Raw genomic sequence first — 24,568 nt, forward strand, 5'->3', positions numbered from 1 at the left:
GTTTTTTGCATTTTTTCAAGTGTGCCATAAAACTCATCAGAAAGAAAGGCGGATGTTTTGACGTTTACATTTGACGCTTACGTATTGACTCCATAACATAAAAAATAATTCCATATAAGTAAAGGGTGCCAGATAATTAACATCCGGCGCCCTTTTAACTATTTGCCTCTGCAAACTGAAATTTGTCAATTTAATCGTTGTGGTTTAGATACTTTATATATTCACTTTGACTTCCGTCCCAATAACAATATATACATCTCCCATTTTTGAAAGTATGGATACAATTTTGGTAGCCATACAGAACATGCGTACATTTAGGGCACAACGCCGCCATTTTAGAACTTGATTTTATAAATTCACTTCCACATTCGTCACAAATAGAAACAGCATCTTCTCCCACTTCAAATGCTCGAACCGACTTTGCTAGAATATTTAAAACCAAATCATCATTCGCATTAAAAAAAGCCCGCTTCAAGTATAATTCCAATTTTCCAAGCATAAGTTTGTAATTCGTTTTTGACCATATAAACTTTTCTATAAACAACACCTCCTACGCAGATTCAAATTTTTCTACCCGACAACCTGGGAGTTGACATTCCTAAAGGCTTTTGTGCAGAGTGTTACCTCTTTTATTCGTTATAGCACCTCAACAACTTCAAAACGCTCAAACGTAATAGGTGTTTGATTGGTAAAAGTATAACCGCGCCTGGCAGCGTCTCGTGTCCAATAACGTATATTGCCCGACTTCCATTGTTCAAAGTTTTCGTCCTCACCCTCAAGTTTGACCATATTCCAGGTTAAATCGCAAAACTTGACCGTATCAAGATACACCGTCTTTATCACACAGGCTGGATTGCCGCGCCCATCGAGTACAAGCGATAAATCGCCAACACTTGGGGTCTGTTCGTCCTCCAATACAACGGAGACTGTTGCAGTTTTCTTTCCGGTAAGTACCAGCGCCAAAAGTTCATCCGCCATTTCGGGACTATCGCCAAAAGCAAAGCATTCAAAATAGCTTTTATTTGTATTTTCTATCGAATCCATTTCTTATTTAATCTCCCTAAAATTCAAATTTTCTACCTATCAAACTGGGATTTGAGCATTTAGCACCTTTAATGCTTAAATTCCGTAATTAATGTCCTATATAACATAACTAATGATATACTCAATAATATTCCACCAATAATATCGGTCATCCAATGAACCCCTGATATGGTTCTTCCTACCACCATAAATAATGTGAACACCGAAATCACTAAAACTATTATATTTTTAACTACTACACTTTTAATGCGATTTTTTAACTGAAGGATTGCTGTCGGCATTACACAAAGTATTAACAACGTTGTTGATGATGGATAAGAAGACTCTAGCCTGCCTTCGATGATAACTGGTCTATAATTAATAGCAAACTCTTCAAAAACCACATACCCAATTATTACAAGAATATAAAAGACCCCAAGTATTATTATATCTGAATCTACCTTGAACAAATTTCTACGTCTTATCAATTGAATTAATCCTAATACTCCAAATCCAAGTACAAATACAATAGCAACAAGCCCTAACCAATCTGTAACCTCATAAAGCCACAAATGCACCCCAGTCATTTTATGGAATGCATCATTTAATGTTGCAAATCCAACAACAGTTCCTCTTGGTCCAATTGCTTGCAAATCAATTTTTGTGATTGCCACCGTCCATAATACAAATGCAATAAAAGCAGTTAAAGTGATTCGTACATTTTTCTTTGTTTTCATTTTGTTACTTCCTTTTCGTTTTTATTTTGGCTCAGCACCTAAACTAACACTAACAAAAGAAGTTAAAAAACAAAAGAATTGCTTTGTCACATACAAGATACGATTCGTGTCATTCCCATTTTATCAGCATTATCGCCTTTATAATCAAGAAAAGTAATGTGAATCCAGCAGCATATGGCTGCGTACTCATGATAAAGAAAAAAGCTAATACCGTACTTAGTATCAATGATAATTTAGAATTATTCTTAACCCATATCACCTTATTGCAGTTCTGTAACGCCAATGTAAATATTCCTAAAACTACAATAGCAACAATTCCAATTATATAAGGGACTTTTATATATGAATTAACTTCGATAAAATTTAAAAGTGAAACCTCCTGTATCACACCATTTATGTTCTGTCCAAAAAAAGGCAAGAAGAAAAACATAATCAAACTGCAATCCAATGTCCCATAAATAATATCTCTATTTTTCTGTTCCTTTACTTTCTGCTCGTTTTCGGCCACGTCCAGCAGTTCCTCATTGGAAAGCAACTCATCCAATGATACGGAAAAATATTTCGAGATTACCTTCAAAGAATCAATATTCGGATAGCCTTTTCCAGACTCCCATTTTGAAATTGCGGTTCTTGATACATATAAATCGTTTGCAAGTTCTTCTTGCGTCAGTCCTCTATTCTTTCTAAGTTCTTTTAATTTTTCACTAAATTCCAAGTATTTTACTCCTTTACAACTTCCAATTTTTCTGCCCGATAAGCTTGAAGTTGTCACTCCAAAATCAACGGTAGCATAATCATTATGGCTCCTAACAGAGCAAACAAAATACCGCCAAATTTTGTACTTTTTAAATAGATGTCAGACGGTTCATCTGCACGATAAGATTTCCATTCTTCTGTTAATTTCCAAACCAAATGTGGCTTCAAAAAGATAAACATTCCTAACCCAAGGAATATTATTCCGCCACAAACACACTCCAACACATTCACACGCTCCTTTACAAATTCATATTTTTAGTTCTACAACCTGGAAGTTGTCGGTATTAAAGCGCCATTATTTTATCCACTATTTCACGAACGGTTTTATTGCTTGTTTCAATTTTTATCGTATCAAGAACTTGATACATAGAAATTCTTGCAACACTTCTATCAATAACATCAGCGGTGCGAACCTCTCGTGCCACATCTGCCCTTAATCTGTTTTGCAGATTCATTTCATCGACAGTCAGTGAGATTATCTTAACCATGCAATTTTCTGTATCAAGTTCGTTTAAAATGCTGTCAATAATAGATTGCTCGTGCATTACCCAACAAAAAATGACATTTTCATAAACAGAACAGTGAATAAAACTATTCAGCAAATAACAAATATTGCGTACTACCATCGCTTTAGTTTCATCGGTCACTTGAAATGGACTGGCATCCCAACACCAATCACCATCAAGGAATACGCTTTTATTCAAATCTCTTTTTAACTGTTGGCTTACTGTTGTTTTGCCAACTCCCATCGTTCCGCCAATTAAATAAAGTGTTTTCATAGATAGCCTCACAAATTCAAATTTTTCTACCCGACAAGCTGGGATTTAATGCATGGCATAATTTATCTTTACCATGTGGATATGGTCTTCCCAAACGCCATTGATATTTAAATAATATCTTGAAATTCCCTCGTTGATAAAATTATTTTTTTCCAACACGCTTAAAGAGGCTTTATTTTTCGGCATCACATTTGCTTCTATTCGATGTAAGCCCAATTCTTCAAAGGCATATTTTGTCAACATTTCTACCGCAATAGACATATATCCCTTGTTGACAAAATCCTTGTCTAATTTATATCCCAGGAAAGCAGAACAAAAGGCTCCCCATACCACGTTGTTCAATCCAATGATACCTATAACTTTTACGGGTTGTTCCACAGGCATAATATAAAAGCGAAAAGATGTTCTTTCCTCATATTCAGACATTTCCTTTTTTAATACTGCCTGCTGATATTCGAGAGAGAAAAACTCCTCGTTTCGTGTAGGCTCAAAGGCTTCTAAAAACGTCCGGTTTCTCTTATAATAATCAACCACTTGTTCCGCAAGAGATATATTTGTTGGAACAAGCTGTATATATTGGTTTTTCATGATACATTCACCTCTGCAACTTCCAATTTTTCTACCTGACAAGCTGGAATTCGCTTTGTTCAACCTCAAAACTACCCATTGGGCACGACTGTCTGCCATAGCATTATCTAGCGTGTTTATCCATTTGTGGTTCATAAAAACTGCAGCCACTTTTTCCGTTTCTTTTTGTTTCATACAACGCACAATCCGCATGATGAAACAGTTCCTTTGAATATCCATGTGTAGAAAAAGCGACTCCTACTGATAATGATACGGGCGGCAGCTTATCAATCGGGTTTTTCAATCTATCGTTTATCTGTTTGATTTTTCTTGTTATGAAGTCTTTCTTATCGTATGTTAAATTATTCAATATTATGGCAAACTCATCTCCTCCGATTCTGGACACGATATCAGATGAACGGAATGAACTGCTTAGAATCTTTGACGTTTTAAATAGTATTTTATCTCCGATTTCATGTCCATAGGTATCATTAACGGATTTGAAAGAATCCACATCCACAAGAGCAAAGGCCAGCGGAAACTGCTCATTTTCAAGAAGATACGTCACGTTATCAAAGCCGCTTCTATTTAGAACGCCAGTCAGAGCATCGTGTTCTGCTTTATACTTCATCACCTCTCCTGCACGCAAAGATTCAAACAAATTATCATTGAGTTCACTTGCCAATTCTTTATTGAAAATAAGCCCATACACTCGCCCTAGCTTGATTAACGCCTCTTTTTCCTCTTCAGACCATATATGCTTTTTGAATTGCTGAAAACCAATGGAACCATCATATATCTGATTATTGCATCGGACATATCCATAATGGAGTACATTATCTGAAATGGCATACTGCTCTGAATCCTTAACATTATAACCACATACACGCTGATTATCGTACATATGGATTGCATCTTCATATGCGTCCGGAGGAAGCTGAATTACCTGTCCTACCGTATTATATTCTGGTTTACTAACACTCATAAATCGAAATACAAATTCTCTTTCAAGAGAAATCTTCTCTAGTGTATACACAACATCTAACTGAAAACTCTCCCTGATATTATTCAATAATTCCTGAAATGCACTTCCATTTAGTTTATCCTCTTCCATCAATGTACTCATAAATTTCTTTATAAACTCGTCTATTCTAGTCACCATAAGCTCTCCCCCCAATTCATGTTTCCATCTCGGCAAATTCCAATTCAAAAACTTGACCAACAAGGATTTGACTTACAGTCAGATTGACCAATCACCATAGCTGAAAGTTCCGCTACCATGATGAAGTTGTCCGCCTGTCTTGAGTTTTCTAAAAGCGTCTCGTATACGAATTACAATTTCCGGTTGAATGGCAAGCGAATGATGTACGGGGAATATCCGCTTTGCATGTAATTTTGCAATCTTTTCAAGCGATTGCAAATAGGCATTGGGGTCAGTGGACGGAAACCACGCTGTTAGTGTGTCTTTGTTAACCAAATCACCCGTATTGAGATAGCCCTTTTCTTTTCCCCAAAAGCACATATGCCCTGGCGCGTGTCCGGGCGTATGCAATACATCAATCTTCCTACCGCCAATATCTATACATTCATTACCATACAATATTTTAGTAGGTATTCCTTGAAAAAGGTCGTACGTATTTACATCATAGCCGTCTGGCAAATTACAACGGTCAACCACATTACTCCTTTATTGTTTCTAACGGTTGCGGAAAACCGCCAGTAAGCCACTCAAGCTCTGCCTCGTGTGCATAAAAATCGGGAACTATACTATTCCTTATAAATGTTTTTTCCAAAATCGTAGGCCTCTATAAGATGGTTTGTTTTATCAATTTGTGGTTTTCCATTTGTGTCACCACATCCACCAGCAAGTAGCATCCCTTTATCATTAAAACCAATATAATTTATGATTGCAAATTTGTAATACGATACTGCTTGTTCATATGTCCAAAAGAAATTGTCGGCTGATGTCATCAATAAAGCAGCATCTTTTATTGGATATCTTTCATATCTTCCTAAAGGCGGATTAGAATCTTCTTCTGCGATACAATAAAATCTCTCAATAAATGCCTTGATTTTAGAAGATAGTGTCCAAAATAATAATGGAGATGCAAACACAATTAAATCTGCAGATTTAATTTTAGGTACAAGTTCATTGAATCCATCCTTTTGCACACAAGGTTTTCCATAACGACAAGCATTACAACCAATACAACCTTTCACTTCCGTTTTATTAAGGGGAATTTTTTCTACAGAATGTCCAGCTTCTTTTGCCCCTCGAATAAAAGCGTCTACCAATTGACTGGTATTACCATTAGCTCGTCCTCCACCTTGTATAACTAATATATTCTTCATTTTTTATATTTCCTCATCAACTTCAAATTTTTCTGCCCAACAAGTTGGAAGTTGTGCAATATCGCTCTATCCATTTTCTACCATTCTGTAGTCATAAACCGTTGAAGTTTTTCTTGTATATTGTCAGTTCCTTTTATACCTATCATCGGAATAGAAATTTTTTCTTGTAAAAGCTGGTAAGAAATTCTTTCTACAAACAGTCCCATTCCATTGATTTCTGCATTGTTGTCAGATGTTGTTTCTACACCACAATTTGGAGAACGATTTGCTCCAATAATGCCAATAATTTCAAATCCATATTTTTTATATTCTATGATTTGTTGTACTACATAATCAGCCAGCCTTGTTAGTTTTGCATTCGAGCTGTCACTTTTCATTGCCGAACGTATTCGTGTATTCTCTACCACTACAGGACTATCAACGCCATGAATATTCCCCCTATCAAGTCCTAAGCAGCAAAACTCTGGGCAGGGCATTTGGATAATACCAATATTAGCATTTAAGAAAAAATCTATAACATCTCTAAATACTGCCGGATAAACCGCCGTTCCATCAGAAATAGAGTTTTGATTTAAAAAGCAATGTGCGATAAAAATAACTTTTTTACTTCTTCCATCATTAAACATATTACATCCTCACAAAATTCCAATTTAAAAGCTTGACAAACAAGGATTTGACATTTCAATTAAAACTGTCCATAATGATTCTCCTTGAAAACACCTTCATCGCAGCTTCAAACTTTCCAGCACCACCAACCTATCGTTTTTCGGGGTCATTCGAGCCGCTGCAAAATTTTTTATTCAAGTATAGCTGAAACACGTTGTTTAGGCCTATGTATCCTTTTGTAATGTGATGTCGTAAAGTCACATAGGACAAGGAGCTTCTAAAACGCCGCCATCATATTTGAAATTATATAAAGCAACTGCCGTATTACACTCCAAAAAACGGCAGCTCGCCAAGCCTTTTACTTTATCCTGGAACAATTCACAATCAGAAAATCCGTCAAATAATTTTTCAAAATCCTTTGTGTCGTAGTCCAGGACGCACGCTTCTCGAAAATCTTCATCAAATGATAATCCAAAATCGTATTCAAATTGATTAAAAAACTCATAATTAAACAGTTCCTTCCGTTCATTTTCACAATCTCTATGCCGATTGGCAGGAATAAACAGATTCTTCCATATATCACTCTGTTCTGCTCTTTCCATGTCCCCATTAAAGTCATCGTCAAAATATACCGTTGACAGGTATTCATCAACCATATTGTAATTTTTACATTTACCTATCCAAAGCGAAACATACCCCTCCTTTTCACTGTAATCATAAATCATAAGTCAGTCTCCTTTACTACTTTGATTTGTTTTCCAGCATTTTATATAGACGCACAAAAAGATTATCCCGACTTTTAGAGGAACTGGAGATAACCACTGTTTTTATGCCTATATTCTACCATAAAGCCAATCCCCCGTCTATCTCATTGCCTGCCAGTCATGTTTTCCTTCATAATAGTCTTATGAATATACTACAAACGATTTTTACTGACCATTTCGAAGAAATGATTTATCTCCAACACCCTCGTGACTCTGTTATCGAGAATGTAGAAAAAATGATTCTCTGCGGTAATCCTGCCTTTGGTGGTGCCATGTATACCTGTCCTTTCTGTGGGAATTTCAAATATGTTCCTTTTCGATGCCATTCCCGCTTCTGCCCTTCCTGCGGTAACATGTATTCCATTGACAAGACTACTTCTATGTCCTTTAAAATCATTGATGTCCCGCACCGGCACTGCGTCTTTACAATCGCCTGTGAACTACGCCCCCTTTTCCTTCAAGACCGTACTCTTTTAAACTGCCTGTTTTCTTCTGTCAACAGCGTCATCACTCGCTTGTTTCATAAAGATAATAAATCAGAACGTTTTACTCCCGGCTTCATTTGTGTCCTCCATACTTTTGGCAGGGATTTGAAATGGAATCCTCATATCCATTGCTTAGTCTCGAAAGGCTGCGTTGGTACCTCGCTCCTGTGGCGTCACAAAACGCACTTTAATTACAAGCTCGCATACAATCTATTCAAAATCCTCCGGAAGGGATGACCTCTGATGAAGTTCATGACATGAGTGATGAGGACCTTTTGGATATGGATAACTTTTTACAGTAAAAAAAGACCCAAAGCATGCAAAAAACATACTTTAGGTCTCTATTTTTTCTTTTTATTTCCCAAAAACGGTCTGTTTTACGGGAGAATCAGTCGATTTCCAATGGGAGAACAACAACAGATTACATTCCCATCTGCTTAGCTACCTCAGCAGCAAAGTCTTCGTTCTTCTTCTCTAAACCTTCGCCGGTCTCGAAACGTACGAACTTCTTTACCTTGATGGAAGCGCCGTTAGCCTTAGCCACAGATGCAACGTACTGTGCAACGCTCTGCTTGCCGTCTTCTGCCTTTACATATACCTGGTCTAACAGACAGGTTTCCTTCAGCTCTTTGTTGATACGGCCCTTTACCATTCCCTCGATAATCTTATCATTGGCATCCGGCTTCTCATTCTTAGCTGCAGCGGTAAGGATTTCAGTCTCCTTTGCAATGTAATCAGCGCTTACTTCGTCTCTGCTGGTGAACATTGGCTTTAAGGCTGCTGCCTGCATAGCCACGTTCTTAGCCATATCCTTGATATCGTCATTGACAACATCGGTCTCTACGTCTACCAGTACGCCAATCTTTCCGCCTGCATGGATATAGGATGCAACAAAGCCGTTTGCCTCCACAACCTGCTCAAAGCGGCGGATGTTCATGTTCTCGCCGATGATTGCAATCTGGGAAGCAAGAGCTTCCTTTACGGACAATGACTCGTCCTTAGCCCATCTCTCCTCCATGAATGCATCTAAGTCCTTAGCGGAAGTGGCAAGTGCCTGTGCTGCAACGTCTGCAACATAGGTCTGGAACTTCTCGTTCTTGGCAACAAAGTCAGTCTCAGCGTTAACCTCTACGATAACAGCCTTCTTCTCATCATCAGCTAATGCGGTAGCTACGATGCCTTCAGCTGCAATACGTCCGGCCTTCTTGGCTGCTCCGGCAAGACCTTTTTCCCTTAAGAACTCTACTGCCTTATCCATATCGCCGTCAGTAGCTGCAAGAGCTTTCTTACAGTCCATCATTCCGGCACCGGTCATCTCTCTTAACTCTTTTACCATTGCTGCGGTTACTGCTGCCATTTCATCTTCCTCCAATTTTAAAGTTTTAATTAAGCCTCAACAGCCTCTGTCTCGAAAGCCTGGGCAGGAATCTCGATTTCCATTGCGCCCTCTAAAACTTCACCCTGCTTTGCCTCGATGACAGCATCAGCCATCTTGGAAACAATCAGCTTAACGGCTCTGATGGCATCATCATTGCCAGGAATTACATAATCCAGTTCTTCCGGGTCACAGTTAGTATCAACAATACCGATTAACGGTATACCCAGTGTGTGAGCTTCCTGTACGCAGATGTGCTCCTTCTTTGGGTCAACGATGAAGATTGCATCAGGCAGTCTCTTCATATCCTTGATTCCGCCAAGGTTTCTCTCTAACTTGTCCCACTCCTTCTTCAGGGCGATTACTTCCTTCTTAGGAAGAACATCGAAGGTTCCGTCCTGAGACATGGTCTCGATTTCTTTCAGTCTGTCGATACGGCTCTGGATGGTCTTGAAGTTGGTCAGCATGCCGCCCAGCCATCTCTCGTTTACATAGTACATTCCGCAGCGCTCTGCCTCAGCCTTGATGGCTTCCTGGGCCTGCTTCTTGGTGCCTACGAACAGGATGGTGCCGCCGTCTGCGGCAATGTCGGATACGGCCTTGTAAGCCTCATCTACCTTGCCTACGGACTTCTGTAAGTCAATGATATAGATACCGTTTCTCTCGGTATAGATGTATGGAGCCATCTTAGGGTTCCATCTCCTTGTCTGGTGACCGAAATGTACACCAGCTTCCAGTAACTGCTTCATAGAAATTACGCTCATGTTATTTACCTCCATTTGGTTTTTAGCCTGCTCCGTCGCGTATGGGAGTTCAGACTCTTCCGCCTGCTTCTGACACTTCCCGGAAGACCTGCCAAACTACTGGTCAGGCACCGTCCCGCAGAATCCACAGACGTGTTTTTTGTCAGCCTTTCAAATATATCACAAAATATGGCAGCTTGCAAGCACTTTTAATAAGTTTTCCTGCAAACTGCCCTATATATTATCTGACATTATCTATACGGCTGCTTTCCGGCCGTCCCTTAGCTGTTTCAGATTTACCTATTTCAGATTTGAGTTGGACGCCTTGATTGTCTTCAGCTCGTCAAACACCACGTCATTCAGGACCTTGATATAGGTTCCCTTCATGCCCGAGGAGCGGGATTCAATGACACCGGCGCTTTCAAACTTGCGGAGCGCATTGACAATCACGGAACGGGTAATGCCCACGCGGTCGGCAATCTTACTGGCTACCAGAATACCCTCGTTTCCGTCCAGTTCCTCAAAGATGTGGATGATGGCCTCCAGTTCGGAGAAGGACAATGTGCTGATGGCTGATTTTACAATCTGCACCTTTCTTGTCTCCTCTGCATTCTCCTCATTGACAGAACGCATCATCTCCAGGCCCACCACAGTGGTTCCGTATTCACTTAAAATGATATCGTCGATATCATACTGGGAATCAGACTTGTAGATGAAGAGCGTGCCCAGTCTCTCTCCCGCTATATCAATAGGGGTAATGATGGCCTGGTACTTCTTCACATTCTCCTCAGCAAAGCCAAGGGTGGCGAGGTTTACGTTCTCCTTGGTGGACAATACGCTTAAAAGACGTTCGTTCAGCATCTTATCCACGTAACCGCCGACCTGGTCTTCGATGAGTTCCTCTATCTCATCTACTCCAGGACAGATGCTCACCCCCAGGACCTTGCCCTTTTTGCTGATTACCAGGATATTGGATAACAATATCTCACTTAGTACTTTACAGATGTCATTAAAAACAACTTTATGAGAATTATTGTTATGCAATAGCTTGTTGATTTTTCTTGTTTTGTCCAACAATTGAACACTCATCTCCGAAAACCTCCTTATCCAAATTGTATATCGCCCAAAAATACTCTACCAATAATAGAATTTTAACACAATTTTTAAGCAATAACAAGAGTTTTTTGAAGTTTTCGATTATTTTAAGATTTTGATAATTTTCCTTTTTGTATTTACAAATTTTTCTATTTTTCAGCCTTATCCATACGGTAGCCGCAGGTCTCGCTGGCGCATAAAAGCTTATTTCCCTTCTCTACCATATAAGAACCGCAGACCGGACATTTCTGGGTGGAAGGTTTCTGCCAGGACATAAAATCGCAGTCAGGACTGGCCTCACAACCATAGTAAAGGCGTCCCTTCTTTGTCTTTCTTCGCACCAGCTCCTTGCCGCACTTTGGACAGGGAATCCCGATTTTCTCAAGGTAGGGCTTGGTGTTCTTACACTCCGGGAATCCGGGGCATGCCAGGAACTTGCCGTGAGGTCCGTACTTAATCACCATCTGGCGTCCGCACAGGTCGCAGACCACATCGGATACCTCATCCGCAATCTTTACGGACTCCAGCTCCTTTTCAGCAGTTTTAACCGCCTCGTCCAGGTCAGGATAGAAGTTGCTGACAACCGTCTTCCAGGCAACGGTACCGTCTGCCACCTTATCCAGAAGGGATTCCATATTGGCTGTAAAGTTGGGGTCCACAATGCTTGGGAAGGAATTCTTCATGATGCGGTTTACCACATCTCCCAGCTCCGTCACGTACAGGTTTTTATTTTCCTTCACCACGTATCTTCTGGCAATGATGGTGGTTATGGTGGGCGCATAGGTACTTGGACGGCCTATGCCCTGCTCCTCCAGCGCCTTTACCAGGGATGCCTCCGTATAATGGGCCGGCGGCTGGGTGAAATGCTGGCTTGGGTCCAGCTGTTCCAGCTTAAGGATGGTTCCCTTTTCCAGGTTGCCAAGCACCTGATTTTTTTCTTCTTCATCATCTGCTTCCACATAAACGGACATGAAGCCTTCAAAATCCAGCTTGGATGCCGATGTGGTGAACAGATGGCTGCCTGCTCCTATCTTCACAGAAGTGGTTTCATATACAGCCGGCGCCATACGGCTGGCTGTAAAGCGTTTCCAAATCAGCTGGTACAGGCGGAACAGGTCTCTCTGAAGCGATTCTTTTACAATGGTGGGAGTCAATGTTATGTCCGTGGGACGGATGGCCTCATGGGCGTCCTGTATCTTAACGCCCTCCTTCTTGGCCTGGCTTCCCTGAGCAACATAGTTCTCGCCGTAATGCTCTTTTACAAATGCCCTGGCTGCTGTGTCGGCTTCGTCTGCGATTCTGGTGGAATCCGTACGCAGGTAGGTGATAAGACCCAGGGTCCCCTTGCCTTTTACCTCCACGCCTTCATAGAGCTGCTGGGCCAGACGCATGGTCTTTTGGGTGGAAAAGTTAAGTACCTTGGAGGCTTCCTGCTGCAGGGTACTGGTTGTAAATGGGATAGGTGCCTTCTTTACCCGCTCCCCTCTCTTTACTTCCTCCACCTCGTAGCCGCATCCCTCCAACTGGCCCAGAATCTGGTCCAGTTCCTCCTTGTTACGGATGACTGCCTTGCCGCCCTTGGAATCCCTGGTCCCATAATACTTTGCAACCAGGGGCTTCTTACTTCCCTTCATGAGAAGGTCTGCCTCCAGATTCCAGTATTCCTCAGGAATGAATGCATTGATTTCATCCTCACGGTCGCAAATCATGCGAAGGGCAACAGACTGCACGCGGCCTGCGCTTAATCCCCTCTTGACCTTTGCCCATAAAAGAGGGCTGATCCGGTAACCCACCATACGGTCCAGCATCCTTCTTGTCTGCTGGGCGTTCACCAGGTTCATATCAAGCTCCCTGGGGGTCTTAAAGGATGTCTTTACCGCGTTCTTTGTAATCTCATTAAAGCTGATACGGTACACATCCTTGCTCTTAAGCTCATCCAGCTTAAGCGCCTTCATCAGGTGCCATGAAATGGCCTCTCCCTCACGGTCAGGGTCCGTTGCCAGATAAATCTTGTCTGCCTTCTTTACTTCCTTGCGCAGCTTGGCCAGAACATCTCCCTTTCCTCTGATTGTAATGTACTTGGGCTCATAATCATGCTCCGCATCAAATCCCAACTGGCTCTTTGGAAGGTCCCTGACATGGCCTCCCGATGCATCCACCTCATAGTTGGCGCCCAGAAACTTCTTGATGGTCTTCACTTTTGCTGGTGACTCCACAATTACCAGATAATTCGCCATTGTAAAACTCCTTACTCCCTGTTCTTTATTTTCACAAAATGGAGATGCCTCCGGCATTTGCCTGAGAATATCCATACTCCTGACACTTATGTGATTGTTTTCATGTAGTGCTGACCCGATGTCCTCACTGCGAATCCTTCCAATTCCAGCTCCAGAAGAGCACTCATACAGTGTCCTGCCGGAAGTCCTGTCCGTACCATAATCTGTTCCAGATGTCTGGGTTCGGAATCCAGGCAACTATACACCATTTTTTCAATCTTGGCAAGTCCCTTCTCGTCTTTTTCACGGTTAATCCCCTTTTTTTCGTGAAAAATGCCCATATAGTCCAGTACATCTTCAGGACAGGTCAAAATCCCTGCCCCTGACTGTATAAGCTCATTGCACCCCGCGCTCAAGGCGTCCGTTATCCGGCCCGGCAGTGCGAATATCTCTTTTCCCTGCTCCAGTCCCAGGCTGGCTGTTATGAGAGAACCGCTTTTTTTCCGGGCCTCCATCACCAGAATTACGTCTGAAAGACCGCTTATGATACGGTTTCGCATGGGAAAATTCCTGGCCAGGGGCTCCTCATCCGGTCCAAACTCGGAGAGAATACCTCCCTGGGACGGAATGGCATCATACAGATGGTAATTGCTTCTGGGATAGCAGATGTTTACCCCGCATCCAAGAACTGCGTATGTCCTTCCATTTCCTTTCATAGCCCCCTCATGCCCTGCTCCGTCAATACCCAGAGCCAGGCCGCTGATAATCTGTACACCGGCTTTCGCCAGCTCCCTGCCCATGTATCCGGCTGCCTGTCTGCCGTAGTCCGTACAGTTCCTGGCTCCAATGATGGCTGCAGTGGGGCGTTTTTCATCCGGCAGTCCACCCTTTACATAAAGTCCCATGGGATAGTCATAAATATGCAGAAGCCGGTTCGGATATTCCCTGTCAAGGGGCGTTATAAAACGGATTCCCTTTTCCTGCAATTGCTCATATTCCTGGGTCATGCAGGAAAACCGTTCCTTCCACCGGTCATAGGTGCGGCATTTTTCCCCGCTTTGTAAGATTCCCAGTTTCCTTAATTCCATTCCTTCTATATAATATGCCCGCTCAAAGCTTCCCGCCAGCTCCCATATGCGCCGCAATGTCACTGCCCCAAAGCCTGGAATACGGGTGAACCAGTACAGGTACTGTTTTTCACGTCTTTGCGCTAAATCCGGTTCCGGGCCGGATGCTGCATTTTGTCTTAATTCCTGCTCCCTTCCGCTCTCTATCCCCATATCTGTTCCTCCAGTCCCCCATACCCCAATGCCTCCGCCAGATGTTCCTTCCTTATATCCCTGCTGTCCTCCAGGTCCGCAATGGTCCGCGCTACCTTCAGTGCCTTATGGTATCTTCTCGCACTGATGCCTCCTGATTCATAAATCCGCTGTGCAAAGGCCCTTTCCTCCGGTTCCAGCCTGCAGTGCTGTTCTACCTCTTTCATCCCCATGCGGCTGTTAAAACGTATCTTTGTACCGGAAAACCTGTGTTCCTGCCGTTTTCTGGCATCTTCCACCCGTTCCCGGATGGATGCCGAATCCTCATTTTCTCCCTGGACCGAATTCAATTCCCCAAAGGTCACCGGGGACGCCTGGGCACAGATATCGAACCGTTCCAAAATAGGCCTGGATATATGCCCCAGGTATCGTTTGATTTGGCTCTCCGAACAGCTGCAGCGGTTCCTGTCCGGATAAAAACCGCAGGGGCATAGATTCATGGCAGCCACCATCATGAAGTCCGCCGGGAATTCATAATTGCCGGACACCCTGGTTACCGTAATTTTCCGTTCCTCCAAAGGCTGTCTCAGCATCTCCACCGCAGAGCGTCCAAAATGGGGCAGTTCATCCAGAAACAGCACGCCCCCTGAAGCCAGTGACAGTTCTCCTGGTCTGGGCGGAATCCCTCCCCCTGCCAGCGCCCTGGCTGTTACGGTGTGGTGAGGACTTCTGAACGGCCGTTCAGACAACAGGGGACGTCCTGCCGGCAGAAGGCCGCATATGCTGTAGATTCTGGATATCTCTATATCCTCCTCCCTTGTCAGGGCAGGCAAGATGGTAGGGATTCTTCTGGCTATCATTGTCTTGCCGGTTCCGGCGCTGCCGGTGAGAAGCAGTCCGTGCATACCGGCTGCCGCCACCTCCGCCGCCCTTCTCAGCAGAGCCTGCCCGTTGACCTCCCTGTAATCCGGGGCAGCCTCCCTGTGACGGCTGTCCGCAGGCCGGTAAGGAGCTGACCGGCAGGGTTTAGCGGAAAACGCGCCCTTAAGAATGCCTGCCATATGGCTCAGGGACTCAACCCCCACCATATCAACTCCCTCCATCACAAGACCCTCTTCTACGTTACCCAAGGGCAGGAAACACCTTCTGATGCCCTCCTCCCTGGCCATGGCTGCCAGGGAAAGCACTCCGCTTACAGGCTTTACCCTGCCGTCCAGTCCCAGTTCTCCAATCACCATACTGTCCTTCAGCACATCGGCCCTCACCATTTGGAATGCCCCCAATATGGCCACAGCAATTGGAAGGTCATAGGCAGTACCGCCTTTACGTATGCCCGCCGGAGACAGGTTAACGGTTATCTTTTTAGCCGGAAGCCGAAACCCCGAATTCTTAAGGGCGGTCCTGACCCTTTCCTGGGACTCCCTTACCTCCGAAGCCAGCTGTCCTGATATGGAAAACCCAGGAAGGCCGTCAGACACATCTGCCTCCACAGAAACCAGGACGCCTTCCACAGCCCGTATTCCTCCGCTGTTAATTTGTGTAAACATCCATCCGCCCCTTTCAACTTGTACTCTTCATGTAATATACTTTCATAAATCAAACGGAACTTTGGCACGATACCGTACCGGATTAAAACATAAGACAGGATAGGAAGAACCCTATCCTCCTGAATGAAAGATATAATCACTATACTAAAAGAAGCTCGGAATTACAAGGGCAATATGGACTATTTTTCGTAAAGCCAATTCATGAAACCCGGCTATGGGTCCCGGCTATGAACCATGCTATTTTTTAAACTCCGTCATATAAGGCCGGAAACGCAGGGGCAGATGGGCTCTCTGACATGCCGGATTATGCCGTTCCCTGATGGCAATGGTATCGCAGAACATGCGCCACATGTCCCCATAGGTTTCCTCGTCTGTCCGCTCTTTAAGCCAGCAGCTCCACCCCTGGTCGCTGTGCTCCTGTTCCGGTTCAAGGGGCTGGTTTGCCAGAAACCAGGAACAGCCTGCGGGATGGACTGCCGCCCTTTTATGGTTCTCATCGTAAATGACCCAGTTTTCCTCCGGAAGCCTGTCTGCAAAATGAGGCGCCAGAAGGGTCATAACATCGTTTTTCGGTCCAATGCGTGACACCAGTATGCCCCCCTGTGTCTCTGAAAAGCGCAGAAATTCCGTGAGGAGATGATTTTCATTGTAAACATTCCGGCACAGCTCAAATATGTCATAACAGGCCGGCAGCTGAAGCATGTCCAGCACAGAGGGACCATACCGGAAAGCCTCTATCAGAAACCTGTATATCTTATCCGCCCGGTCTTTGTCCTGGCTCAGGGAGGCAGTATACACCTTCCTGTATATCTCCTGGGAAAGCTTTCTGCACACGGAACGGATAACCTTCTCTGCCTTCTCCGGGCAGACCGGCACATCCCTGTACTCTGCAAAAAGCTCCAATTCCTCATACTCACCCTTTACGGCCAGCCGGACATTTCCATGACCAGCCGGGTCCGCCCAGGCATCGTATACGCCGCATAGAATCCCTTCAAGCCAGTCCTCGCACATATAAACCGTCATATCGTCACCTCCTGTATCCTTACAAGCTTCCTGTCACCGCAGCATACTGGTCATCGCCTGTCACAGGCATCTCCAGATGCATGTCGTCAAACAGGGATAACTGGCGGAAGCTGTCCCTGTTCTCAATGTCCCAGGCTTTGCGCCTCTCATCTCCCACAAGACAGGCCGTGATATAGTCCTGGTCCAGTCTGGCGCCTTCCATCATGCGTCCTTTGCAGGTGATGAAATACCTGGCCCGTTTCAGGACCACCCCCATCTTCTTTAAATCCTCAAACTGCAGCCCGCCCTGCTTCCTGGCGTTTATAATCCTCTGGGCCGACTTCACCCCCATGCCTGGAACCCTGAGAAGCTCACCATAGGAGGCCCTGTTGATTTCCACCGGAAACTGCTCCAGGTGGCGCAGGGCCCAGTCGCACTTGGGGTCCAGAAATACATTGAAATTGGGCTGTTCCTCAGATAATAGCTCTTCTGCCTTAAATCCATAGAACCGCAGCAGCCAGTCCGCCTGGTAAAGCCTGTGTTCCCTTAACAGGGGAGGTCTTGCAGTCACGGAAGGAAGACAGCTGTCGTCGTTGACCGGCACATAGGCGGAATAGAATACCCGTTTAAGGCCGTAATTCTCATACAGGGCCTGGGTGACAGCCATCATCTGGTAATCGTTCTCCTGGGTGGCTCCCACAATCATCTGGGTACTCTGGCCCGCAGGTACAAAGGGCGTCCTGGCATACTGCCAGTCGGGAAGGTTCCGGCCTCCGCCCCCATCCCCCTGCCTGTCCTTCTCTCCATTACCCGGAAAATAATCTCCCCCGCCGGACATCCCGTGGCTGCCAGACAGCAATTCGCCCGGCTCTGCCAGCTCCGGCCGAATCAGGGCAGCGCCTCCTGCAAAACCAGCCCGTTCCGTGGCATAGGGTTTCTTAAATTCCCTGTCATATCCCAGGAGATGGCCGGACACCGTAATGCCCTGCTGCACCTGGCGCATGGGCTTTAATATCTTATCCCTGGTCTTCCCTGGAGCCAGGTTCTTAAGTCCCTCTGCCGTGGGAAGCTCCAGGTTGATGCTCATACGGTCAGCCAGGAAGCCCATGCGCTCCACCAGCTCAGGGTCAGCCCCAGGTATGGTCTTCACATGGATGTATCCGTTGAAATGCCACTGGTTCCTGAGCTTGTAAAGTGTCTCATAAATCTGTTCCATGGTATGATTGGCAGTATACAGGATGCCTGAACTCAGAAACAGGCCCTCAATGTAATTCCTGCGGTAAAATTCAATGGTAAGCTTGCACACTTCATCCGGTGTGAAGGCAGTCCGCACCACGTCATTGGAACAGCGGTTCACACAATATTTGCAATCATAGATACACTGATTGGTAAACAGAATCTTAAGAAGGGAAATACATCTGCCGTCCGCCGAAAAACTGTGGCAGATTCCGGACTCCGAGGTGTTTCCTATGCTGCCCGCCTTTCCCTTCCTCCTTACTCCGCTGGATGTACAGGCCACATCATACTTGGCTGCATCCGTAAGTATCTTTAACTTTTCCTGTACGCTTAGATTTTCCTGTATCAGCATGTTATCACCATCCAGAACATATGTTTGTTCTGACAGTATAACACAATGCCGGGATAAATGCAACCAAAAAACGAACATTTGTTCTTTTCGGCTGCATCCTTTTATCCTTCCCGGAATTACATACCCGGATATTCTCAGCCCCGTGCAGCGGACACAAAACCATAATAAAAAGGCCCGGAGCCGTTCACGCCGAATCTTTCGACATGAAACCGGCCACAGGCCTTCTATATATTCATAAAATCAATGCATGCATCAATGGAACCTGATTCTGTCCCCGTCCTGTCCTTAATCCCTATACCCATCCGGATTCATGGACTGCCACTTCCAGGAATCAGCACACATATCCTCGATGCCTTTCTCTGCCACCCAGCCCAGCTCGCGCTTTGCCTTGGCTGAATCGGAATAACAGGTGGCCACATCCCCTTCCCGGCGGGGCTGAATCTCATATTTTAAAGTCCTGCCGCAGGCTTTCTCATATGCATGGAGCACATCCAGCACACTGTAGCCAACGCCGGTTCCCAGGTTATAGATGCTGACGCCCTCTTTATCCTTAAGCTTAAGCACTGCCTTTACATGGCCCTTTGCCAGGTCCACCACATGGATGTAATCCCTGACCCCGGTGCCGTCCGGCGTGTCATAATCATCGCCAAATACATTCAGATGATCCAGCTTTCCCACTGCCACCTGGGCAATATAGGGAACCAGATTGTTGGGGATTCCCTTGGGGTCCTCTCCAATCAGTCCGCTCTCATGCGCGCCGATGGGATTGAAATAGCGCAGAAGCACTACGTTCCACTCCGGGTCCGCCGTATGTAAATCGGTCAGTATCTGCTCCAGCATTCCCTTGGTCCGTCCGTAGGGATTGGTAATCTCTCCCTTGGGGCAGTTCTCGGTAATGGGTATCTCAGCCGGGTCCCCATACACGGTGGCCGATGAACTGAATACAATGTTCTTGACTCCATGGCTGCGCATCTCATCGCAGAGAATCAGGGTGCCGGTGATATTGTTGTGGTAATACTCCAGGGGCTTGCGCACAGATTCACCTACTGCCTTAAGGCCTGCAAAATGGATGACCGAATCAATCTCTTCCCTGTCAAACACTTCCTTAAGGGCAGGCTGGTCCAGAAGGTCCGCCTCATAGAATTTTACCTTCCTGCCTGTTATCTTCTCCACTCGTTCCAGTGCCTTCTCGCTGGAGTTATAAAGGTTATCTACTACCACCACATCATAACCCGCTGTCAGCAGTTCCACACAGGTATGGCTTCCGATATAGCCGGCGCCACCAGTCACTAAAATAGCCATGGTATCTCCTCCTTACGAACAATTGATTGCTGCAAAAAGGCGGAACAGGTTAAGCTGCTCCGCCTGCTATGACTAGTATAAAGGGAAAGCTGTCATAAAACAATGCACAATTCTTCTATCTTTTTACAATATTTTTTGAATGGCACCCTTTAACCGTGTTTTGCAAACTCTGTCCGTATCTTCTCTATGGCCTTTTTCTCAATCCGGCTCACATAGGAACGGGAGATGCCCAGTTTACCGGCAATCTCCCGCTGGGTATGTTCCTTACCACGGTACAATCCGTAGCGCATCCCCAGAACTGTCTTCTCCGTCTCTGTCAGACAGGACTCAAAGGCCTCATACAGCTCCTTTACATCCTGTTTTAAAATCATGGTATCCAGCGTCTCTTTATTGTCCATCTCTATCACATCCACCAGACTGACGGTTTCCCCGTCCTTGTCTACTCCGATGGGCTCAAAAAGGGACACTTCCTTGGAATACTTCCTGCTTGCACGCAGAAGCATCAGTATCTCATTTTCCACGCATCTGGCTGCATAGGTGGCCAGTCGTGAGCCTTTATCTACGTTAAATGTATTCACTGCCTTAATAAGGCCTATGGTTCCCACGGACAGCAGGTCCTCCATGTCGTAATCAGAGCCCTGATACTTTTTTACCACATGGGCCACCAGACGCATATTATGCTCAATCAGCATATCCCTGGCAGACTGGTCGCCCTCTTTGCAGCGTTCCAGATACTCTTTTTCCTCTCCTGCTGATAATGGTTTCGGAAAAGTCTTCAAAGAAAGCCACCCTGCATATTCTTAATCTTATTCTATGCGGGGGCAGCTTGCCAAGTGCTTTTACAAGTTTTTATTGGCTGGTACTATTTTCAGGAGCAATGACGAACAACTCCTTTAACTTCTTCCGGTCCAGGCTGTGGTTGTACACAAGGGCCTCATAATCCAGTATCATGTCCTGATAGGGACAGCGCTCCGACTCTGCCTTGGCCCAGTAATAATAGATTCCCTCCCTGTCATAGCAGCCCAGGAAATGAACCACGGGAAGGTCCTCCTTCATGGCAAGGAGGAACCGGTTGTATGGCGTCAGCTCCAGATTGGCCCTGAGCAGGACCTCAGAGGACAGGTAGACCGCCCCAAGGCGCCCCATGTCCTCAGAAGGCATGCTGTAATTGGTCCATATGATGAAAGGAGTCTCATACCACATGAGATGGTCCTGTACCGGAACCTCGGAACTGGACATACCGGCTATGTCATCGTAAAATTCATCCTCAATGCTGGGCTGGTGGTCCCCGAACATGACAATCATAGTGGGCTCATCCAGCCCGCTGAAATACTCCACCAGGTACTGGAAAGCCTGGTCTGACCGCTTCATAAGGGACAGGTATTGGTCTGTCTTGGGATATTTACCCTGGTACCCTCCGGTAAGCCATACCTCCTGCTCAAAGTTTTCATAGGTTCCCTCATATCCGCCGTGGTTCTGCATGGTCACATTGAATATAAACAGCTTGTCCTCAGGATGTTCCTTTGCCTCCACCATCTGGACCAGCTTCTCGTAATCCGCCTGGTCGCTTACATAATTGCGCAGTTCCCCGCTGCCTTCATAGAAGTCCTGGTCCAGGAACTGGTCAAATCCCATATTCTGATAGCATTCCACCCGGTTCCAGTTCTCCCCGGGATAAGGGTGCATGGCAACGCTGTAATACCCCTGGTCCTTCAGGGTGCTGACCAGGGAATAGGTTCCCGGCTTTACATTGAACTGGTAGGCAATGGAGTTGGCAGGCAGCAGGGCCATGGAGTCCCCTGTGAGGAACTCAAACTCGGAATTGCTTGTCATGGACCCAAACACAGGCATACACAGGCTTCCCCTGACCGTATTTTCCTCAAGGCTGTCCATAAAAGGGAAATATTCTGTATTGGTGGTAAAATCGCCTGCTGTTTTCAGCTCTGACAGACTCTCGTTCATGATGCATATCAGATTGACCGGCGTCACCGGCTGTTCGTCCTCCGGCTGGTTTTCCGTATATGTCCGGGCATTTCTCCGGCCCGCATATGCGGTTTCCTCCTCCAGGCGGCTGTATATCTCCTTAAGCCTGGCGCTGCTGTATCCCTGGGGCGGCTTCTTTACCACATACTGGAGTGAAACCGCTGTGGACAGCACATAACCGTATTCCTGGTATGTCCCATTGATGGCCCACATGTTGATGCCAAGGCCCCAGGAAGGAACCAGGAAGGCAAAGAACCAGGCCCCATAACCTGCTATGGCTGCGGCCATGCCTCCTCCCACAGCCAGGCGGAGCTTCCAGCCCCTGACCCGGCGCGGCGCAAACCACAGAAACACGTTCATGGCCAGGAGCAGGACAAAGGCAGTCTTCATCTGGTGAGTGATAAAAAACTCATAGTTGCCCGATACGGTCATGGCTGTCCTGAATGCCATCACATCCCAGAGCATGATGGGGCGTCCCCTGAAGGCCACCACAAAGGTCTCTGCCAGGGAAATGACATAGAGAGCACAGGAGGCTGCAGGCACAGCGATTCTGGTCCTCCCTGTGACGGCAAATAAAGCCAGGTACAGCACGTAATTCCAACCTATATTCAGAGCCGCCATATAAGAAGGAACCGTGGTCAGGTTCCCCGTGACGTACTCAAACATGAAGTATGACGCCGCTGGGGCCATTAACAGACACACGGTTCCCGCTATATACCATATATTTTTTATAATCTTAATCTTATTTTCCTTTGTCACTATTGTCGCCTTTTTGTCAGAATTTTGTTCATAAATCTTAATAAACTTATCCTAACATAAAGGATTTGATGATTCAAGAGTCAAATGCTTCCAAGAAAGACATTTCACAAAACCTTCACATTTTCCGTCTTAATATTCATCCGATACGTATACGGAATTTTCCCGTTACAATCCTTCTGTAAAATATCACGGTCAGCAAAGTCGCCGCAATCCATCCAAAGGGCCAGGCCATCCAGATACCCGTGCTTGCGAAATGTTCCGTAAGGATATTTGCCACGATAATGCGGAGAATCAAATCCGGCACAGTGGCCAGCACAAAATAGGTCATGGCTCCGGAACCCCGTATAATGCCGTCTGTCATGAGTTTAATGGAAATCATAAAATACATGGGACTTACAATGCGCAGGAACTCCATGCCGGACTGTATGGCCTTGGTGCTTTCCGCCCCCAGGAACAGTCCCATCATCTGGCGGCTGAACACAAAATACAGCAGGAAAAACGGAACCGTGGCATACAAGGACAGTTTGACGCCTGTCTTAAAGCCCATGGGAATCCTCTCCCTCTTTCCCGCTCCCAGATTCTGGGCCGTATAGCTGGACAGGCAGCCTCCCAGGGACATAAATGCATTAATGGCAAAGGTATTGAGCTTGATGGCGCCGGAATAGCCTGCTATGACAGCGGAGCCGTACCGGTTCACGATTTCCTGGACAAACATGTTTCCCACAGACAGCACACTCTGCTGCATGATGCTGGGCACTGCGATGGCTGCTATCTGCCCCAGCAGAACAGCGCTGAAGAGCACTGTCCTTCGGCCGGTCTTAAGAGCGCCCAGACGCCTGGACAGGGTACCCAGAGCCAGGATGGCGGAAACGCCCTGGGCAATAAAAGTAGCCCATGCCACTCCGGCCACTCCCAGGCCCAGCCGGGCCACGAACCAGTAATCCAGCGCTATATTTCCCAGGGATGAGCCGATAAGGAAATAAAGGGGCGTCCTCGAATCCCCCAGGGCTGTGAAAATGCCTGTACATACATTGTAGAGGAACAGGAATGTCAGCCCGTATACGTAAATCTTAAGATACAGCTCCCCGTCCTGGAATATGTTGTCCGGGGTATGGATTACCCGCATCATATCCCCGCAGAAGGCATATCCCAGCACAGTCAGAACCAGGCTCATGGCGCCGCAGGCAATAAATGCTGTGTAGACGGCTGTCTTCATCCTGCCTATGTCCTTTGCCCCAAAGAGCCTGGACACCACCACGGAAGCACCCAGATTGCTTCCCACCGCAAATGCCATGAATATCACCGTGATGGGATAGGATGCCCCCACGGCCGCCAGTGCATCCTCACCTGCAAACCGGCCCGCAATGCTGCTGTCCGCGATATTGTAAAACTGCTGGAACATGACGCTTATGAACATGGGCAGCGCAAACCGCCACAGCGTCTTTTTCGGATGCTCCGCCGTCAAATCTGTAATCATGATACCCTCTTTCCTCCCAATGACAATTTATGTTCCATTATACCCTTGGTCCGCCATTAGGGCAACCGGAAATATAGAGGGACTGCAAAGAAAAATACGGCAGAAAATTGGTAAAAGAAAAGCGCCCGGGGCTTTCCCTTTTAGGGGATTTGC

General features: G+C 45.7%; 22 protein-coding genes and 2 pseudogenes. All 24 read right to left on the reverse strand.

The window, feature by feature from the left end; genetic code table 11:
- Positions 1 to 211: 211 nt before the first annotated feature.
- Positions 212 to 400: pseudogene (locus tag FGS84_RS31670) on the reverse strand (DUF4241 domain-containing protein); the annotation flags it as partial.
- A gap of 236 nt (positions 401 to 636) precedes the next feature.
- Entirely contained in the window at positions 637 to 1,044 is a 408-nt protein-coding gene (locus FGS84_RS25625) for an ASCH domain-containing protein (RefSeq protein ID WP_138311071.1), read from the reverse strand.
- Between the two features lie 68 nt (positions 1,045 to 1,112).
- Positions 1,113 to 1,760, reverse strand: a complete 648-nt coding sequence (locus FGS84_RS25630; protein ID WP_138311072.1) for a phosphatase PAP2 family protein — start codon at positions 1,758 to 1,760, stop codon at positions 1,113 to 1,115.
- Positions 1,761 to 1,869: 109 nt separating this feature from the next.
- Positions 1,870 to 2,475, reverse strand: coding sequence for a helix-turn-helix transcriptional regulator (locus FGS84_RS25635; protein ID WP_138311073.1), 606 nt, complete (start codon positions 2,473 to 2,475; stop codon positions 1,870 to 1,872).
- A gap of 53 nt (positions 2,476 to 2,528) precedes the next feature.
- The gene (locus FGS84_RS32025; RefSeq protein WP_240305483.1) at positions 2,529 to 2,747 is read right to left on the reverse strand and encodes a DUF6199 family natural product biosynthesis protein; all 219 of its coding nucleotides are present in this window, start codon (positions 2,745 to 2,747) and stop codon (positions 2,529 to 2,531) included.
- A 53-nt stretch (positions 2,748 to 2,800) separates the two neighbouring features.
- On the reverse strand, positions 2,801 to 3,295 hold the full coding sequence (locus FGS84_RS25645; RefSeq protein ID WP_138311075.1) for an AAA family ATPase: 495 nt from the start codon (positions 3,293 to 3,295) through the stop codon (positions 2,801 to 2,803).
- 45 nt (positions 3,296 to 3,340) lie between these two features.
- Complete coding sequence (locus FGS84_RS25650) at positions 3,341 to 4,057, reverse strand: GNAT family N-acetyltransferase (protein WP_243130081.1); 717 nt, start codon at positions 4,055 to 4,057, stop codon at positions 3,341 to 3,343.
- On the reverse strand, positions 3,987 to 5,024 hold the full coding sequence (locus FGS84_RS25655) for a GGDEF domain-containing protein (protein WP_138311076.1): 1,038 nt from the start codon (positions 5,022 to 5,024) through the stop codon (positions 3,987 to 3,989). Before FGS84_RS25655 ends, FGS84_RS25650 begins: the two co-directional genes overlap by 71 nt.
- A 78-nt stretch (positions 5,025 to 5,102) precedes the next feature.
- A pseudogene (locus FGS84_RS25660) lies at positions 5,103 to 5,622 on the reverse strand (MBL fold metallo-hydrolase); the annotation flags it as partial.
- Positions 5,623 to 5,629: 7 nt separating this feature from the next.
- Positions 5,630 to 6,214 (reverse strand): flavodoxin family protein, encoded by a 585-nt coding sequence (locus tag FGS84_RS25665; protein ID WP_138311077.1) that lies wholly within the window; start codon positions 6,212 to 6,214, stop codon positions 5,630 to 5,632.
- 77 nt (positions 6,215 to 6,291) lie between these two features.
- On the reverse strand, positions 6,292 to 6,840 hold the full coding sequence (locus tag FGS84_RS25670) for a CD3072 family TudS-related putative desulfidase (RefSeq protein ID WP_138311078.1): 549 nt from the start codon (positions 6,838 to 6,840) through the stop codon (positions 6,292 to 6,294).
- 237 nt (positions 6,841 to 7,077) lie between these two features.
- Entirely contained in the window at positions 7,078 to 7,545 is a 468-nt protein-coding gene (locus FGS84_RS25675) for an immunity 22 family protein (RefSeq protein ID WP_138311079.1), read from the reverse strand.
- Positions 7,546 to 8,490: 945 nt separating this feature from the next.
- The gene (gene tsf / locus FGS84_RS25685) at positions 8,491 to 9,426 is read right to left on the reverse strand and encodes a translation elongation factor Ts (protein WP_138311081.1); all 936 of its coding nucleotides are present in this window, start codon (positions 9,424 to 9,426) and stop codon (positions 8,491 to 8,493) included.
- 29 nt (positions 9,427 to 9,455) lie between these two features.
- Positions 9,456 to 10,208: a 30S ribosomal protein S2 gene (gene rpsB / locus FGS84_RS25690; RefSeq protein WP_171042715.1), complete on the reverse strand. Its 753-nt coding sequence runs from the start codon at positions 10,206 to 10,208 to the stop codon at positions 9,456 to 9,458.
- Positions 10,209 to 10,487: 279 nt separating this feature from the next.
- The gene (codY, locus tag FGS84_RS25695) at positions 10,488 to 11,276 is read right to left on the reverse strand and encodes a GTP-sensing pleiotropic transcriptional regulator CodY (protein WP_138311083.1); all 789 of its coding nucleotides are present in this window, start codon (positions 11,274 to 11,276) and stop codon (positions 10,488 to 10,490) included.
- 155 nt (positions 11,277 to 11,431) lie between these two features.
- A complete protein-coding gene (gene topA, locus FGS84_RS25700) occupies positions 11,432 to 13,519 on the reverse strand; it encodes a type I DNA topoisomerase (RefSeq protein WP_138311084.1) in 2,088 nt (695 codons plus the stop codon).
- 86 nt (positions 13,520 to 13,605) lie between these two features.
- Positions 13,606 to 14,778 (reverse strand): DNA-processing protein DprA, encoded by a 1,173-nt coding sequence (gene dprA / locus FGS84_RS25705; RefSeq protein ID WP_138311085.1) that lies wholly within the window; start codon positions 14,776 to 14,778, stop codon positions 13,606 to 13,608.
- Positions 14,769 to 16,304 (reverse strand): YifB family Mg chelatase-like AAA ATPase, encoded by a 1,536-nt coding sequence (locus tag FGS84_RS25710; protein WP_138311086.1) that lies wholly within the window; start codon positions 16,302 to 16,304, stop codon positions 14,769 to 14,771. The genes dprA and FGS84_RS25710 overlap by 10 nt, the downstream gene beginning before the upstream one ends.
- A gap of 237 nt (positions 16,305 to 16,541) precedes the next feature.
- Positions 16,542 to 17,327: a TIGR03915 family putative DNA repair protein gene (locus tag FGS84_RS25715; protein WP_138311087.1), complete on the reverse strand. Its 786-nt coding sequence runs from the start codon at positions 17,325 to 17,327 to the stop codon at positions 16,542 to 16,544.
- 19 nt (positions 17,328 to 17,346) lie between these two features.
- Positions 17,347 to 18,894, reverse strand: a complete 1,548-nt coding sequence (locus tag FGS84_RS25720; protein ID WP_138311088.1) for a putative DNA modification/repair radical SAM protein — start codon at positions 18,892 to 18,894, stop codon at positions 17,347 to 17,349.
- Positions 18,895 to 19,179: 285 nt separating this feature from the next.
- A complete protein-coding gene (galE, locus tag FGS84_RS25725; RefSeq protein WP_138311089.1) occupies positions 19,180 to 20,196 on the reverse strand; it encodes a UDP-glucose 4-epimerase GalE in 1,017 nt (338 codons plus the stop codon).
- A 149-nt stretch (positions 20,197 to 20,345) separates the two neighbouring features.
- Positions 20,346 to 20,975, reverse strand: a complete 630-nt coding sequence (gene sigK, locus FGS84_RS25730) for an RNA polymerase sporulation sigma factor SigK (RefSeq protein ID WP_002564498.1) — start codon at positions 20,973 to 20,975, stop codon at positions 20,346 to 20,348.
- A gap of 70 nt (positions 20,976 to 21,045) precedes the next feature.
- Positions 21,046 to 22,938, reverse strand: coding sequence for an LTA synthase family protein (locus FGS84_RS25735; RefSeq protein WP_347563891.1), 1,893 nt, complete (start codon positions 22,936 to 22,938; stop codon positions 21,046 to 21,048).
- 136 nt (positions 22,939 to 23,074) lie between these two features.
- Entirely contained in the window at positions 23,075 to 24,415 is a 1,341-nt protein-coding gene (locus FGS84_RS25740) for an MATE family efflux transporter (RefSeq protein ID WP_138311091.1), read from the reverse strand.
- Between the last annotated feature and the right edge of the window lie 153 nt (positions 24,416 to 24,568).

The sequence above is a fragment of the Clostridium sp. 1001271st1 H5 genome (assembly GCF_005845215.1).
In the GTDB taxonomy this organism is placed as follows: domain Bacteria; phylum Bacillota; class Clostridia; order Lachnospirales; family Lachnospiraceae; genus Enterocloster.